The sequence below is a fragment of the Micromonospora sp. B9E7 genome (genome assembly GCF_039871815.1).
Lineage (GTDB): Bacteria > Actinomycetota > Actinomycetes > Mycobacteriales > Micromonosporaceae > Micromonospora.
Map to the genome: position 1 here is coordinate 104,402 of NZ_JBDPLX010000003.1, position 15,308 is coordinate 119,709.

Annotated in this window: 15 protein-coding genes; 7 read left to right on the plus strand and 8 right to left on the minus strand. The window is 71.7% G+C overall.

Annotated features, from left to right (window positions below; all coding sequences use genetic code 11):
• Positions 1–28: 28 nt before the first annotated feature.
• From ABGB10_RS05715 to ABGB10_RS05730, 4 genes are all read right to left on the minus strand, one after another.
• Entirely contained in the window at positions 29–988 is a 960-nt protein-coding gene (locus ABGB10_RS05715; RefSeq protein ID WP_347659791.1) for a VWA domain-containing protein, read from the minus strand.
• Complete coding sequence (locus ABGB10_RS05720) at positions 985–1,998, minus strand: DUF58 domain-containing protein (RefSeq protein ID WP_347659792.1); 1,014 nt, start codon at positions 1,996–1,998, stop codon at positions 985–987. Before ABGB10_RS05720 ends, ABGB10_RS05715 begins: the two co-directional genes overlap by 4 nt.
• On the minus strand, positions 1,995–3,044 hold the full coding sequence (locus tag ABGB10_RS05725; RefSeq protein WP_347659793.1) for a MoxR family ATPase: 1,050 nt from the start codon (positions 3,042–3,044) through the stop codon (positions 1,995–1,997). Before ABGB10_RS05725 ends, ABGB10_RS05720 begins: the two co-directional genes overlap by 4 nt.
• 266 nt (positions 3,045–3,310) lie before the next feature.
• Positions 3,311–3,820, minus strand: coding sequence for a hypothetical protein (locus ABGB10_RS05730; RefSeq protein ID WP_347659794.1), 510 nt, complete (start codon positions 3,818–3,820; stop codon positions 3,311–3,313).
• A gap of 340 nt (positions 3,821–4,160) precedes the next feature.
• On the opposite strand from ABGB10_RS05730, the gene ABGB10_RS05735 reads away from it, so the two are divergent.
• Positions 4,161–5,168, plus strand: coding sequence for an endonuclease/exonuclease/phosphatase family protein (locus ABGB10_RS05735; RefSeq protein ID WP_347659795.1), 1,008 nt, complete (start codon positions 4,161–4,163; stop codon positions 5,166–5,168).
• Between the two features lie 171 nt (positions 5,169–5,339).
• Here ABGB10_RS05735 and cimA read toward each other — a convergent pair whose 3' ends face one another.
• The gene (cimA, locus tag ABGB10_RS05740; protein WP_347659796.1) at positions 5,340–6,923 is read right to left on the minus strand and encodes a citramalate synthase; all 1,584 of its coding nucleotides are present in this window, start codon (positions 6,921–6,923) and stop codon (positions 5,340–5,342) included.
• A gap of 314 nt (positions 6,924–7,237) precedes the next feature.
• On the opposite strand from cimA, the gene ABGB10_RS05745 reads away from it, so the two are divergent.
• The 4 genes from ABGB10_RS05745 to ABGB10_RS05760 all read left to right on the plus strand — a co-directional run bounded on the left by ABGB10_RS05745 (position 7,238) and on the right by ABGB10_RS05760 (position 9,335).
• Complete coding sequence (locus tag ABGB10_RS05745; RefSeq protein ID WP_347659797.1) at positions 7,238–7,414, plus strand: hypothetical protein; 177 nt, start codon at positions 7,238–7,240, stop codon at positions 7,412–7,414.
• Positions 7,415–7,416: 2 nt separating this feature from the next.
• Positions 7,417–7,947, plus strand: a complete 531-nt coding sequence (locus ABGB10_RS05750; protein WP_347659798.1) for a carboxymuconolactone decarboxylase family protein — start codon at positions 7,417–7,419, stop codon at positions 7,945–7,947.
• Between the two features lie 127 nt (positions 7,948–8,074).
• Positions 8,075–8,533: a PRC-barrel domain containing protein gene (locus ABGB10_RS05755; RefSeq protein ID WP_347659799.1), complete on the plus strand. Its 459-nt coding sequence runs from the start codon at positions 8,075–8,077 to the stop codon at positions 8,531–8,533.
• A 19-nt stretch (positions 8,534–8,552) separates the two neighbouring features.
• Positions 8,553–9,335 (plus strand): tyrosine-protein phosphatase, encoded by a 783-nt coding sequence (locus ABGB10_RS05760; RefSeq protein ID WP_347659800.1) that lies wholly within the window; start codon positions 8,553–8,555, stop codon positions 9,333–9,335.
• Positions 9,336–9,386: 51 nt separating this feature from the next.
• On the opposite strand, the gene ABGB10_RS05765 is transcribed toward ABGB10_RS05760, so the two are convergent.
• Positions 9,387–10,484, minus strand: a complete 1,098-nt coding sequence (locus ABGB10_RS05765) for a branched-chain amino acid aminotransferase (protein WP_347659801.1) — start codon at positions 10,482–10,484, stop codon at positions 9,387–9,389.
• A gap of 142 nt (positions 10,485–10,626) precedes the next feature.
• Complete coding sequence (locus ABGB10_RS05770; protein WP_347659802.1) at positions 10,627–11,658, minus strand: 3-isopropylmalate dehydrogenase; 1,032 nt, start codon at positions 11,656–11,658, stop codon at positions 10,627–10,629.
• A 228-nt stretch (positions 11,659–11,886) separates the two neighbouring features.
• Between ABGB10_RS05770 and ABGB10_RS05775 the strand changes: the two genes are divergently transcribed.
• Both ABGB10_RS05775 and ABGB10_RS05780 read left to right on the plus strand, forming a co-directional pair.
• Positions 11,887–12,729, plus strand: coding sequence for an FAD:protein FMN transferase (locus ABGB10_RS05775; protein WP_347659803.1), 843 nt, complete (start codon positions 11,887–11,889; stop codon positions 12,727–12,729).
• A gap of 413 nt (positions 12,730–13,142) precedes the next feature.
• Complete coding sequence (locus ABGB10_RS05780) at positions 13,143–13,499, plus strand: hypothetical protein (protein ID WP_347659804.1); 357 nt, start codon at positions 13,143–13,145, stop codon at positions 13,497–13,499.
• 74 nt (positions 13,500–13,573) lie between these two features.
• Here ABGB10_RS05780 and serA read toward each other — a convergent pair whose 3' ends face one another.
• The gene (gene serA, locus ABGB10_RS05785; RefSeq protein WP_347659805.1) at positions 13,574–15,172 is read right to left on the minus strand and encodes a phosphoglycerate dehydrogenase; all 1,599 of its coding nucleotides are present in this window, start codon (positions 15,170–15,172) and stop codon (positions 13,574–13,576) included.
• Positions 15,173–15,308 lie beyond the last annotated feature (136 nt).

A 15,308-nucleotide genomic window follows, 5' to 3' on the forward strand; every position in this document is an offset into this window, starting at 1 on the left:
CTCACGGTCGACGTCCGTTGTGCGGCGATCAGGGCAGTCGGGAGAACCAGCGCATCGAGCCGGCGGCGGCACCCATCGCGAACACCAGTCCGAGGCCGATGAACCGGGCCGAGACGTCCTGCCGCTCGGTGCGGTAGCCGACCGAGCTGCCGATGTCGTCGTAGACGGCGCGCAGCTCGTCGGTGGTGCTGGCCTCGTGGAACATGCCGCCGGTCTCCTCGGCGACCGCCTTGAGGGTCTGCCCGTCGACAGGTACCTGGATGGGGCGTCCACCGCGGTCCACGAACCCGGACGGTGTGCCGAACGAGATGGCGTGCACCGGCACCTCCGCCGTCACCGCCTCCGCTGCCGCCTCCATCGGGTCCATCCCGGAGGTGTTGGCGCCGTCGGAGAGCAGGATGATCCGGGCCGGCGGCGGCTCCTTCGCGGCCTCGCTGTCCAGGCTCTTGACCGCGCCGAGCGACGTGTTGATCGCCTCGCCGATCGCGGTGCCCTGCACGCCGGTGATGCCCTCGGCGAGCCGGCCGATCCCCTCGTCGAGGGCATCCCGGTCGGTACTCGGCGGCACCAGTACGGCCGCGCTGCCCGCGAACGCGACCAGGCCCACGTTGAACTCGTCGGGCAGGCCCTCCACGAAGCGCCGGGCCGCCTGTTTGGCGGCGGCCAACCGGTCCGGATCGACGTCGGTGGCGAGCATCGACGTGGACACGTCCACCGCCACCATCACCGTGGCGCGTTCCCGAGGCACCCGGACCTCGGCGCTGGGTCGGGCGAAACCGACCACGAGCAGCGCCAGCATGGCCAGGAAGAGCCCCGCCGGTACGTGTCGACGCCAGGCGGGTCGCTCCGGTGCCACCCGGTCGAGCAACCGCAGGTTGGTGAAGCGGACCGCGTAGCGGCTGCGTCGGCGCTGCACCACCAGGTACGCGACGACCAGGGCGAGCACACCGAGCAGCAGCCAGAGCCGCAGCGGCGACTGCCAGATCACGCGACACCTCCCCGTCGTTGACCGGCCGGTGCGGCGGCCAGCCGACGCTGGGCGTGCACGTGCCGGACGATGTCCGCGCTCCAGTCCCCGTCGGTGCGCAGCGGCAGGTGGGCTGCTCCACTACGACGCAGCGCCTTCTGCACCTGATCGCGCTGGGCGGCGGCGGCCTCGGCGTACCGCTCGCGCAGCCGTCGGTCCGATGTGGACACCTCGCGGCAGCGGCCGGTCTCCGGGTCGACGAGGGTGATCAGGCCGACGTCCGGTAACTCCAGCTCACGCGGGTCGGTCACCTCGATCGCCAGCACCTGGTGCCGGACGGCCAGCCGGCGCAGAGTCCGCTCCCAGGGCGCCTGCTGGTCGGGGTCGTCGGGCAGCCCGTCGAGGAAGTCGGAGACCACCACGACCAGGCCGCGCCGATTGGCGATCCGGTGCAACGCGTCGAGCCCGTCGGCGAGGTCCGGCGGGCCGACCGTGGACGCCCGCCCCGCGCCGTCGGCGGGTGCGGTGGCACGCGGGGCGGCGAGCAGCGCACGGAGCAGCGCGAGCAGATGGGTACGCCCGGTGCGGGCCGGGAAGCGGCGTACCCCGTCGGCACGCAGCACCTGGGCGCCGAGGCGGTTGCCGACGCCCGCGGTCAGGAAACCGACCGCCGCGACGGCGGCCACCGCCAGCTCCCGCTTGTCCAGGTCGGCGGTGCCGAACTCCATGCTGGCGCTGCCGTCGACAAGCAGCCAGGTGGTGAGTTCACGGTCGGCGTCGACCTGCCGGACGTGTGGCACGGCGGTACGAGCGGTCACCGCCCAGTCCATCCGACGTACCTCGTCCTCGCCCGGGCGGTACTCGCGGCTGCCGGCGGGTTCGCTGCCCGGGCCGGGCAGCAGGCCACGGTACTGACCGTGCAGCAGACCGTTCAGTCGGCGCGTGACGGTGAGTTCGAGGCGGCGTAACCGCTGGTCGAGGGCCAGCTCGGCCAGGCCGGGGTCGGCTGGCGCGACGTGCACGCGTCTCATGCCGCCGCCAGGTCCGGCGCCTGCTGTGGGTGCCCGTTGGCCAGCCGAGGCGGTGGCACCGCCTCGACCAGCCGGCGCACCACGCTCTCGGCCGACACCCCGTCGGCGACCGCGTCGAAGGAGAGCACCAGTCGATGGGCGAGGACGTCGACGGCGAGTTCCCGGACGTCCTCGGGCAGCACGTACTCCCGCCCGCGCAGCAGGGCCTGTGCCCGGGCGGCCGCGACCAGGCCCAGGGTGGCCCGCGGGCTGGCCCCGTACGCCAGCAGCGGGGCGATCTCCGGTAGCCCGAACCGACCCGGGTCCCTGGTGGCGAGGATCAGCCGCACCACGTACTCGGCCAACGCGTGGTGGACGAAGACCCGCTCGGCGTGGGCCTGCAGGTCCCTCAGCCGTTGCGCGTCGAGCACCCGCCGTGGGCTAGGCCGGTCGGTGCTCATCCGGTAGAGGATGGCCAGTTCGTCGGCGTCGCTGGGGTAGTCGACCACCACCTTCATCAGGAACCGGTCGCGCTGCGCCTCCGGGAGCTGGTACACCCCCTCCGACTCGATCGGGTTCTGGGTCGCCAGCACCAGGAACGGCTCCGGGACCGGCCAACTCCGTCCGCCGATCGAGACCTGCCGTTCGGCCATCGCCTCAAGCAGCGCCGACTGGACCTTGGCCGGGGCACGGTTGATCTCGTCGGCCAGTACCAGATTGGCCATGATCGGGCCCAGTTCGATGTCGAAGGTCTCCTTGGAGGCCCGGTAGATCCGGGTGCCGACGATGTCGGAGGGGACCAGGTCCGGGGTGAACTGGATCCGCGAGAAGGTGCCACCGACCACTGTGGCGAGGGTCTGCGCGGCCAGTGTCTTGGCCACACCGGGGACCCCCTCCAGGAGGCAGTGCCCGTTGGCGACCAGTGCGGTGAGCAGGCGCTCGACGAGGCGATCCTGCCCGACGATCACGCGTTTGACCTCGAAGAGGGTCTGTTCCAGCTCGACGCCGGTCGGTTCGGGATCGACCGAGCTGGGCATGCTGGCCAGGGTGTCCGAGATGTCCGTCACGGTGCTTGCTTCCCTGACAGGTGCCCGGCAAACGTCGGATTGTGCGGCCCGGACCGGCCCGGAGTGGCCGGAATGGGGATGAGCCGCGCGGAAGGGTGACGACCGTCGCGAGCCCGTCGAGGGACGGACAACCGGCGAGTGACCGGCCAGCGAGTGACCGACCGGCACGAACCGACTGCTGGCCCGGCCGCTCCGGGCGGGCGGTGCGGCGGGCAGACAGAGTCCGGCCCCCGCGCCGTGGGCGCGGGGGCCGGGTGTCGGTTCGGTCAGGGTGTGTGGGTGAGCAGGGTGAAGCCCAGGTTGGCCGGCACCCCGGCCGAGTTGCGGGTCTGCACGAAGACCGCGTTGGGTGTCAGCAGCCGCGGAGCGACCGAGACCTCGCCGCCCGGCGGGACGCAGCAGGAGCCGGACAGGGAGAGGGTGGCCAGGAAGGCGCCGGCCGACACAGTGTGGCCGAAGATCACCTCGTACTCGCCGACGCCGTACTTGACCACGGTGCCGCCACCGCGCGCCTTGGTGCCGTTGGAGTTGACGACGGTGAAGACGTTGGTAGCCACCAGCGGGGTGGCCGCACTCGCCTTCAGCGCGGACTTCGCGATACGCGCCGACTCGGCGCTGACCGGCGGCTGGGAGTTCGTGCTCCGTGCCGCCGGCTGGACCGCCTCCTGCGGCGCCTTCGCCGACGGCTGGGCGATGGCGATGCCCCCGCCGGCGAGACTGAGGGCCAGGACAGCGAATGTGACTGCTGCCACCTTACGTCGGAAGAATGAACTCATGACAGGTCCCCCTTGTGTGACCGTGCGAATTCGGCCGACCCGCGGGGCGGGACGGATGGCTGCCCACTAATAGGCGAGGCGACGACGGCAGGGCGAGGGAAAGCTTTTCACCCACCCTCGGTAAGGTCGATTTCTCAACGATCTACACCCCATCTGAGCTGCCATTACTACTCAGAGTTGCCTCGTTTAAGCCAGATGGAACGTAGCACCGGAAAAAGCCGCCAGTCAATAGTTGATCTCACTTTGTCGAGCTGTCAATCAGCCGTCAGACAATTATGAAAGATGAGCCCTTCACCATTCATGAAATGGCGCCAGGCGTGCGACCGCTATGATCACCGCCATGATCGTCGACGCCCCGCCCACACCCGTGCCGACGTCGGGGCGGCACCGCAGCGCTCGGCTCGGCACGGCGCTCTGCTGGCTGGCGGTCGCCCCGCCCACCCTCTGGGCCGCCCTCCGGCTGGTCGGCCTGGACCGCGGGCCACTGGTGCAGGCGCTCGCCTTCACGCCGTACGTCGCGGGCTTCAGCGTGCTCGCCCTGAGCCTCGCGCTCGCCCTGCGGCGCTGGTGGCCGGCGGCTCTCGCGGCAGTGGCGGCGGTGGCACTGCTCGGCGTCGTCACGCCGCGCGCGCTGGCCTCGCCGCAGCCGGCGGCGAACGGGCCGACGGTGCGGCTGCTCACCGCCAACCTGCTCGCCGGCGCCGGCGACGCGCGGACCCTTGTCGAGCTGGTCCGGCGGTACGAGGTGGACGTGCTCACCGTGCAGGAGTTCACCCCGGAGGCGCAGGCCGCCCTGGATCGGCTCGGTCTCGACCGGCTGCTACCCCACCGGCAGCTCAACGCACAGGTCGGCACACCCGGCTCCGGGCTCTACTCGCGGTGGCCGCTCAGCGACGTCGGGCTCCGGCACAACCGCAACGGCTGGGGCTTCACCCAGGCGTACGGCACGACGACCGTCCCCGGCGGGCCCCCGGTCAGGGTCGAGTCGGCCCACCCGTCGGCGCCGTACGCGGTGGACCAGGTCGGCGCGTGGCGTGCCGACCTGGAGGCTCAACCACCGGCCACCCCGGACGGTGGCCTGCAGATCCTCGCCGGGGACTTCAACGCCACCCTCGACCACGGCCCACTACGGGCCCTGCTGCGCACCGGGTACGTCGACGCCGCCGACGCCGCCGGAGAGGGCCTGACCGGCACCTGGGGCCCGTACGACGGTGACCTCATCCCACCGGTCACCATCGACCACGTGCTGGTCGACCGGCGCATCGCGGTCCGGTCGGTGAAGGTGCTCGCCCTGCCCGGCAGCGACCACCGCCCCGTCCTCGCCACCGTCACCCTCCCAACCCGGTAACCCCCAGCCGCGGCCGCGGCCGTCGCCCCACCCCAGCTGCGGTCGCGGCCATCGCCCCACCCCAGCTGCGGTCGATCATGGACTTGTGGTGGGCATTTTGAGAACGGAAACCCGTTTTGTGGAGCACCACAACTCCATGATCGACCAGGTGGGGGGGTGGAGGTAACGGGGTTAGACCGTGGTGGGGGCTAGGCCGTAGGTGAGGGCGTCTACCAGGGCGTGCCAGCTCGCTTCGACCACGTTGGGGTGCACGCCGACCGTGGTCCAGTCCTGGCCGGCGCCGTTGGCGGTCTCCAGCAGCACCCGGGTCACCGCGCCGGTGCCGTGGCTGCCCTCCAGGATGCGCACCTTGTAGTCGGCCAGTTCGAAGTCGCGCAGCTGTGGGTAGTGCCGAGCCAGGCCCACCCGCAGCGCCTCGTCGAGCGCGTTGACCGGGCCGTTGCCCTCGGCGGTGGCGATCACCCGCTCGCCGCGTACCCGGATCTTGACGGTCGCCTCGGAGACCACCGCGCCGTCCTCGCGGTGCTCGACCAGCACCCGGTACGACTCCAGAGTGAACGGTCGGGCCGGGCCGCCCTCCGGCAACTCGGAGCGGACCAGCAGCTCGAAGGAGGCGTCCGCGGCCTCGAAGGACCAGCCACCCGCCTCCAACTCCTTGACCCGCTTGGTGACCCGGGTCAGCGCCTCCGGGCTGCCGGCCAGGTCCAGGCCGAGCTCACGACTCTTGAGCTCGACGCTGGCCCGGCCGGCCATCTCGGTGATCAGGATCCGCATGTCGTTGCCCACCACCGACGGGTCGACGTGGTTGTAGAGCAACGGGTCGACCTTGATCGCGCTCGCGTGCAGCCCCGCCTTGTGAGCGAAGGCAGCGGCCCCGGCGTACGCCTGGTGGGTGTCGGGGGCGATGTTGGCGATCTCGGCGATGGCGTGCGAGACCCGCACCATCTGTGCCAGGCAGCCCTCCGGTAGGACGGGCATGCCCAGCTTGAGCTGGAGGTTGGCGACGACCGCGAAGATGTCGGCGTTGCCGGGGCGTTCGCCGTACCCGTTGGCGGTGCCCTGGACGTGGCGGACACCCGCCTCCACGGCGGCGATCGTGTTGGCCACCGCGCAGGAGGTGTCGTTCTGGGCGTGCATGCCGAGCAGCCCGGCGTCGATCCCCAGCCTGTCGGTCAGGTCACCGATCACGGCGGTCACCTGGGACGGCAGCATGCCGCCGTTGGTGTCGCAGAGCACCATCCGCTCGGCCCCGGCGGCCAACGCGGTCTGCACCACCGCCGCGCCGTACGCGGGGTCGTGCCGGTACCCGTCGAAGAAGTGCTCGCCGTCGACGAAGACCCGTCGGCCCTCGCGGACGAGGTGGCTGACGGTGTCGTGGATCATCGCCAGGTTCTCCGCGCCGGTGGTACGCAACGCGCGTTCGACGTGCCGGCTGTCGGCCTTGGCGACCAGCGCCACCGCCGGGGTCTGCGCGTCGAGCAGGGCCCGCACCTGTGCGTCGTCGGCGACCGCGACACCTGCCTTGCGGGTGGCGCCGAACGCGACCAGGACGGCGTGCCGCAGGTCCAGTTCGGTGCGCGCCCGGCGGAAGAACTCGGTGTCCTTGGGCACCGCGCCCGGCCAACCCCCCTCGATGAAGCCGACGCCGAACTCGTCGAGCAGCCGGGCCACGGCCAGCTTGTCGACCACCGAGTAGGTGAGCCCCTCGCGTTGGGCGCCGTCGCGCAACGTCGTGTCGAAGACCTGGAACGTCATCAGGATCCTTTCTCGGAGCAACAAAAAGACCTCCCGCGGATGCGGGAGGTCTGCGCGCTCGGCGGAGGGGGGCCGGCGCGCTAGGTCGCAATAATCAGGGCGGTGCTGGTCACGATCGCCACTCTGCCACCCCGCTCGTGTTTTTGGGAGGAACAATCCACATCGCGGGACGATTACTGAGGGTTCGTTCAGTCTGCAGCACCGCTCGTGATCGGCTTCACAAGCCGCCAGGCCGCCCACCGGCGGGAACAGCCGTGCGGAAGCATCTGGAACGGATCCAATGATGGCCACCGTGCCATCTGCAAGGAGGACCTGTGCTCACCGTCAGTGACCGCTTACCTGAGCACAGACTCGCCGCCTGCGTATCGCTGGGCGCCACCAACGCGCCCAAGACGATCAACCACGCGTCCCACGAGGGCAAGTGGCGTCTGGTCCCCGTCGGGCCGATCGACGTCAGCGTCATCGGTCCGACGGAGATCGCCGGGGTCTGACCATGGGCCTGGACGCGATCAGGGCGGCCCTGCCCGCGTACGCCAAGGACATCGCACTCAACCTGAGCTCCACCATCGGCACCTCGACGTTGACCCCGGCGCAGACCTGGGGCACCGCGCTGGCGTGCGCGGTGACGGCCCGAAACCCGCTGGTGCTGCGGGAGATCGCGGCCGAGGCGCTGGAGCATCTCGGGCCGGAGGGTGTCGAGGCAGCCAAGGCCGCCGCCGCGATCATGGCGATGAACAACGTCTACTACCGGGCCAAGCACCTCATCGGTGACGAGAGGTACGCCTCGATGCCGGCCCGGCTGCGGATGCAGGTCACCGCCCGGCCCGGCGTGGACAAGGGTGACTTCAAGGTGTGGTGCCTCGCGGTGTCGGCGATCGCCGGCTGCGGGGTGTGCCTGGAGTTGCACGAGAAGGCCCTGCGTGGCCGAGGTTTCACCGGTGAGCAGGTGCACGACGCACTGCGGATCGCCGCCGTGGTGCACGCCGCCGCGGTCACCCTGGACGCCGAGGCGGCCCTGGCCTGAGCACCGCAGCACTCGCCTGAGCACCGCAGCACTCCCGCCGTTTCCATCCCCCGGCAGCCGGGTAGCTCCGTTGGGGGAAGGCACCCACCGACGCCGCGACGATCGGCGACAGTCAGGAGTGAACGGCATGGACAGGATCGATCCGCACGCCACCCAAGCCGGGCCGGACCCGCTGCGCGGCGGCGGCCAGGGCACGGTGCCCGGCGGCGCGCCCGCCGGCACCTTCGACCCCTGGCGTTACCGGGACCACGCCGGGGTGGCCGACGCCGACCTGGTCGGCTACAAGGTCGAGGCCACCGACGGTGGAATCGGCAAGATCGACAACGCCAGCCACGAGGTGGACGGCAGCTACCTGGTCGTGGACACCGGGCCGTGGATCTTCGGCAAGAAGGTGATGCTGCCGGCCGGCACCGTCAACCAGGTCGACCACGACCAGCGCACCGTCTCCGTCGACCGGACCCGGGACCAGATCAAGGCCGCCCCGGAGTACGACGAGACCAGCCACAGCGATCCGACCTACCGGGATCGGCTGGGCGGCTACTACGACGAGACGTACGGCGCTCTCCCGCCTGGCACGGCACGATGACGGTTCGGCTCGACGGCCGGTGGGACACCGACCCACCGGCCGTTACCGTGTGAGCGTGGACGCCATCGACGACAGCCGCCGTATCCCACTCCCGGCCACCTTCAACTTCCGCGACGTAGGTGGCTACCTCGGCCACGGCGAGCGGCCCGTACGCAGGGGCCGCCTCTACCGCTCCGACTCGCTGCACCGCCTCACCGAATCCGACCGGGACGCCTTCGCCGCGATCGGCGTCCGCACCGTCATCGACCTGCGCCGCCCCACCGAGGTGGAGCGCGACGGCCGGGTGCCGGCCTACCAGGGGCTGACCTACCGGCACATCCACCCGGAGCACGACGACTGGTCGGGTACGCCGCACGAGGAGGGCGCCAGCCTCGCCCGGTACCTCGCCGACCGCTATGCCGACCTGGCCCAGACCGGCACCGCCGGGCTGGCCGAGGCGGTCGGGCTGATCGCCGACTCCGCCAACGCCCCGGTGGTGGTGCACTGCGTCGCCGGCAAGGACCGCACCGGGATCGTCTGCGCGTTGACCCTCGCCGTGCTCGGCGTCGACGACGCGGACATCACCGCGGACTACGCACTCAGCAGCGAGGCGTCGGCCCGATACAGCGCGTGGCTGGCCTCCGTCGCCCCGGACGGGGTGGACGTGCCGGCGCCGTTCCTGGCCTCCCCCGCCGAGGCGATGCAGATCTTCCTCGACGAGCTGCGTGCCGGGCACGGGTCGATCGAGGCGTACCTGCGGCACGCCGGGGTGACCGACGAGCAGCTCGCCGCCCTTCGCGACCACCTGCTCGACGAGGCGTAGGCCCAGCGAGGTTGGCCTGTCCGCTCGGACGGGCCAACCTCGCGACGAGGGTCAGAGGACCCGCTGCACCCAACCGTGCGCGTCGGCGGCCTTGCCGCGCTGGATGTCGACCAACTGCTGACGCAGCGACATGGTGACCCGGCCGGGCTCGCCCCCACCGATCAGGAACTCGCCGTCCGGGAAGCGGACCCCTCCGATCGGGGTGACCACCGCGGCGGTGCCGCAGGCGAACACCTCCCGGAGCCGACCGCTGGCCGCGTCGGCCTGCCAGTCGGTGAAGCTGACCGGCCGCTCCTCGACCTGGTGCCCGGCCGCCGCCGCCAGCGTCATGATCGCGTCGCGGGTGATGCCGGGCAGGATCGTGCCGGTCAGTGGCGGGGTGACCACCGTGTCGTCGTCGTAGACGAAGAAGACGTTCATGCCGCCCAACTCGTCGACGAAGCGGCGCTCCACCGCGTCCAGGAAGACGACCTGGTCGCAGCCGGCTTCGATGGCCTCCGCCTGGGCAGCCAGCGACGCGGCGTAGTTGCCACCGCACTTGGCCGCACCGGTGCCGCCGGGTGCGGCCCGGGTGTAGTCCGGGGAGACCCAGACGGTGACCGGCTTGACCCCACCGCTGAAGTACGACCCGGCCGGTGAGGCGATCACCAGGTAGAGGTATTCGTTGGCCGGGCGGACGCCGAGGAACACCTCGCTGGCGAACATGAACGGCCGCAGGTAGAGGCTGCCGTCCTCGTCGGTGGGGATCCACTCCTGGTCGATCTCGATGAGCTTGTGCAGCGAGTCGACGAACACCTCGGGCGGCAGCACCGGCATCGCCATCCGCTGTGCGGAGGTGGCGAAGCGGGCCGCGTTGGCGTCCGGCCGGAACATCGTCACGCCACCGTCGGCCGTCCGGTACGCCTTCAACCCCTCGAAGATCTCCTGCGCGTAGTGCAGCACGGCGCTGGCCGGGTCCATCGGGATCGGGCCACGCGCCTCCACCCGGGCGTCGTACCAGCCCTTGCCCTCGGCGTAGCGGATGATGACCATGTGGTCGGTGTGGACGCGACCGAACCCGGGGTTGGCCAGCAGGGCGGCCCGGTCGGCGGCGGATACCGGCGCGGGATTCGGACGGATCTCGAAGTCGAGCTTGTCACCACCGCTCATCGCGCTGACCTCCCTGCGGGACGACGGCATGCGGGACCGCACACCGAACTGGCTGTGCCAGAAAACTTACCCCGAACGGTCGTTCAGCGGGTAGCGCCGTCCGGGCAGGACGGCGGGCCCGGGCAGGCCGACGCCGGGGTGGTCAGGCTACGGCGTGGGCGGCGAGCCGGTCGCCGACCTCTTCGGTCCGCAGCGTCACGCCCGCGGTGCGGCTGGCCAGCTCGGCGGCGACCGCCCCGTTGACCCGGGTCGCGGCCTCGGCGTGCCCCAACTGCTCAAGGAGCAGCGCGGCGGAGAGCACCGCGGCAACCGGATCGGCGACGCCCTTACCGGCGATGTCCGGCGCCGAGCCGTGTACCGGCTCGAACATCGAGGGGTACGCCCCCTCGGGGTTGATGCAGCCGCTGGCCGCCAGCCCGATCCCGCCGGTGACGGCGGCGGCGAGGTCGGTGAGGATGTCGCCGAAGAGGTTGTCGGTGACCACCACGTCGTAGCGCTGCGGCTGGGTGACCAGGAACATGGCCGCCGCGTCGACGTGCTGGTATTCCGTGGCGATGTCCGGGTGCTCGGCGGCGACCGCGTCGAAGGTGCGCGCCCAGAGCGACCCGGCGTGGGTGAGCACGTTGGTCTTGTGCACCAGGGTGACCTTGCGCCGCTCCCGGCGACCGGCGCGGGCGAACGCGTCGCGGATCACCCGCTCCACGCCGTGCCGGGTGTTCAGGCTCTCCTCGGTGGCGACCTCGGCGGGAGTGTCCCGGTGCAGCGAACCACCGGCCCCGGCGTAGAGACCCTCGGTGCCCTCGCGCACCACCACGAGGTCGACCTCGCCCGGCTTCACACTGCCCAGCGGGCCGGCGACCCCGGGCCAGAGCCGGGACGGGCGCAGGTTGACGTACTGGTCGAAGGCGAACCGGAGCTTGAGCAGCAGACCTCGCTCCAGCACACCCGGCGGAACCGTGGGGTCACCGACCGCGCCGAGCAGGATCGCGTCGTGCCCGGCCAGCTCGGCCAGCACGGAGTCGGGCAACACCTCTCCGGTACGGTGCCAGCGGGCCGCGCCGAGGTCGTACTCGGTGGCCTGCACTCCGGGCAGCACCGCGTCGAGGACCTTGCGGGCCTGCGCGACCACCTCGGGCCCGATGCCATCCCCGGCCACCACCGCGATCCGCGCCACGACCGCACTCCTCTGCTCAACGGTTACGTCCGGGCAACGGTACGTCGCCGTCCCGCCTCCCGGTACGCGGCTTCCACTATTCGGGACGTCCGGATGCACAGCACCCTCTCAGCTGAGACTCATGGGGCGGTCATCTCCGCTGCCTACCGTGGTGGTCAGTGGGTCACGGGGGCCTGCTGACCACCGGGGTCGCGGCGACGCGACACCAAGCGCGAGGGGGCAGATGCGATGCGCATCGACGAGCAGCCACGGACCCGCTGGCCGGACCCGTCCGCGTTCCGCAGCCGCCGGCCGGACCTCCGACTCGGCCGCCGACGGCAGCGGATCGACCCGGCCGCCGCCACCGACGGCCGAATCGCCGTGCAGCACACCGTCCGCACCGCGACCGCCGAATACACCCTCCTCCTCAACGCCCCCGCCTGGCTCGGCCGCCGAGGCGTCGGCGAGGCACTGCGGGACAGCGTGGCCGAGCTGCGCGCCATCGACCTCACCTACGGCCCCAACCGGCCGGAGAGCCTGGTCTCCCGGCTACGTCGCGGCGAGATCAGCCCCGACTCGTACGCGCCCCTCGCCGACCTGGTGGACCGCTGCACGGCCATGCGCGCCGCCACCGACGGGTGGTTCGACGCCTGGGCGGTGCCCGGCGGCTTCGACCCCGGCGGCCTGCTCGGCGGTTGGGCTGTCGAACGCGCCGCCGAGAGACTGCGCGCCGCAGGCATCCACGACTACGCCGTACTCACCGGCGCCGACCTCGTCGTCCGGGGCCACGCGGCGCACGGCGGGCCGTGGCGGGTCGCCGTGCACCACCCGACCGCCCCCGAGCGCGCGCCGCTGGTGTTGGAGATGACCGCCGGCGCGGTCGGCACCTCGGGGGTGACCGGACGGCAGGGCCATGTGGTGGACCCGCACACGGGTGAGCCGGCCGACCAACTCGTCGCCGCCACCGTCGTGGGCCCCGACCTGACGATCGCCGACGCCTACGCCACCGCGCTGTACGCGGCCGGCCCCACCGGCCTGTCGTGGTTCCGTGGCGACGCCGACTATCGCGTGCTCTTCGCACACCGACGCTGAACAACAGGTCGTCGCAGCGAGCCCGTCTCCCCGCGGCGCTCCGGCCCGATTCGCACCTCGGCCGCCCTCGGCCGGCGAACCCAGCCGTTGCCGGTACTGGTCGGCCGGTCGGGCCTTGCGATCGGCCCCCACGGTCTCGGCAACGACCGTGGGGGCCGGTCAGCGACGAGTGCGCGTGGCTCGCACAATCGAGGGGTGCGGACCGGTCGGGCCGGACGTCGACCGCGCCACCCGAAGACGGGCCGGTGCCTCGACTCGGCCAGTGACCGCAGCACGTACGCTAGCGAATCGACGCAACTCGACGCAAGAGTCTCCACACCGGACCGTCGTGGCCGGAGACTGCGGAATTCGGCAGTTGGGCTGGCGGCGAGGCAGTTTCGACATGGTGAACGGCGGATGGCACGCTGTCCGCCGTGAGTTTCGATCTGAGTGTGTGGGCCCTGGAGGACGGGGCGACGCCCGAGGACGTACGGAGAGCGGTCGACGGTTGCCGGCAGGGGCGACACATCGACCGTTACCCGGACCCGAGGGTGGTCAGCTTCTACCGGGCCATCACCGCCTCCTATCCGGACCGCCATCCCGGCCCGAACAGCCCGTGGGCGGTGGCACCGCTGCACGCCGCCCACGACCATGTCGAGCTGAACCTGCATCCGACCTGCGCGGACCAGGTGCTGCTGGACATCGAGCGGCTGGCCGGCGAGCACGGGCTCATGCTGTTCGACCCGCAGGACGGCTCGGTCTACCCGCCCCCGGCCCGGATGCCCGGCTGACCCCGGGTCACCTCACCCCGGAGACGACAAGGGGCCCAGCGGATCGCCGGGCCCCCATGGCGCTGTGCCGTCGGTCACTCGTCGCGCAGGTCCGCCGCACTGGCCGCCGTGGCGCCGATCGAGTCGGCGGCCGAGGTGAGCAGGTCGGCGCCGAGCGCCTGGTCGACGGTGAGCGTCATCAGCGTCTCGCCACCCGCCTCGCGCCGAGCCACCTGCATGGCCGCGATGTTGATGCCCGACTCGCCGAGCAGGGTGCCGACGGTGCCGACGACACCGGGCCGGTCCGCGTAGCGCAGGAAGAGCAGGATGCCCTCCGCGCCGATCTCCACGTCGAAGCCGTCCACCTCGGTCAGCTTGAGGACGTCGCGAGCGCCGGTGTGGGTGACCGTGCCGGAAACGCTGACCGTACGACCATCCGGCAGTGCGCCACGCACCGTGACCAGGGTGGACTGCTCGGCCGTCTCGGCCAGGGCCGCCAGGGTGACCTCGACACCGCGCTCCGCCGCCAGGTGCGGGGCGTTGACGTAGGTGACCTGGTCCTCGACGACCGAGCTGAACAGGCCCTTGGTGGCGGCGAGCTTGAGCACCGACACGTCGTGGCTGACGATCTCGCCGCGCACCTCGACCGTGACGCTGGCGGCGACCCCACCGGCAACCGCGGTGAACGCCCGACCCAGCTTCTCCGCCAGCGGCAGCAGCGGCCGGACGTCCTCGGCGACCACCCCACCGGCCTGCACGTTCACCGCGTCCGGGACGAACTCGCCCTGCAACGCCAGCTTGACGCTCTTGGCCACGGCGAGACCGGCCTTGTCCTGCGCCTCGTGGGTGGAGGCGCCCAGGTGCGGGGTCGCCACCACGTTGTCGAACGCGAACAGCGGCGAGGAGGTGCACGGCTCCTTGCTGTACACGTCGATGCCGGCACCGGCGACCCGGCCCTCGGCGATCGCGTCGGCGAGGGCCTGCTCGTCGACGAGCCCGCCACGGGCGGCGTTGACGATGCGGACGCCGGGCTTGACGATCGCCAGCTCCTTCTCACCGATCAGGCCCACCGTCTCCGGCGTCTTGGGCAGGTGGATGGAGATGAAGTCGCTCTCCCGCAGCAACTCCTCCAACCCGACCAGGCGTACGCCGAGCTGCGCCGCACGGGCCGGCTGGATGTACGGGTCGTACGCGATCAGCCGGGTGCCGAAGGCGGCGATGCGCTGCGCGAAGAGCACCCCGATACGGCCGAGCCCGACCACGCCGACGGTCTTGCCCTGCACCTCGACGCCTGTGTACTTCGACCGCTTCCACTCCCCCGCCTTGAGCGCGGAGCTGGCGCTCGCGGTGTTGCGGGCGACGGCGAGCAGCAGTGCGACGGCCTGCTCGGCGGCGGAGACGATGTTGGAGGTGGGCGCGTTGACGACCATGACGCCGCGGGCGGTGGCGGCCGGCACCTCGACGTTGTCCAGCCCGACGCCCGCCCGGGCGACCACCTTGAGTCGCGGCGCGGCGGCGACCGCCTCGGCGTCGATCTGGGTCGCGCTGCGCACGATGACGGCGTCGGCCTCGGAGAGCGCCGCGAGCAGGGCCGGACGGTCGGTGCCGTCGACGTGACGGACGTCGAAGTCGTGGGCGAGCACCTCGATGGCGGCGGGGGCGAGTTCTTCGGCGATCAGTACGACAGGATTCATCGGTCCTCGTAGAGGTCGTGTTTGCGATCGGCCCGGGCGGCGGGGCGCCGCACTGCGCCCCGCGCTGATCCGTGCCGTGGCCGTCAGGTGCCGGCTGCGCACCTACCCGCGATCGTAGGGGCCGCGCTGCCCGGCA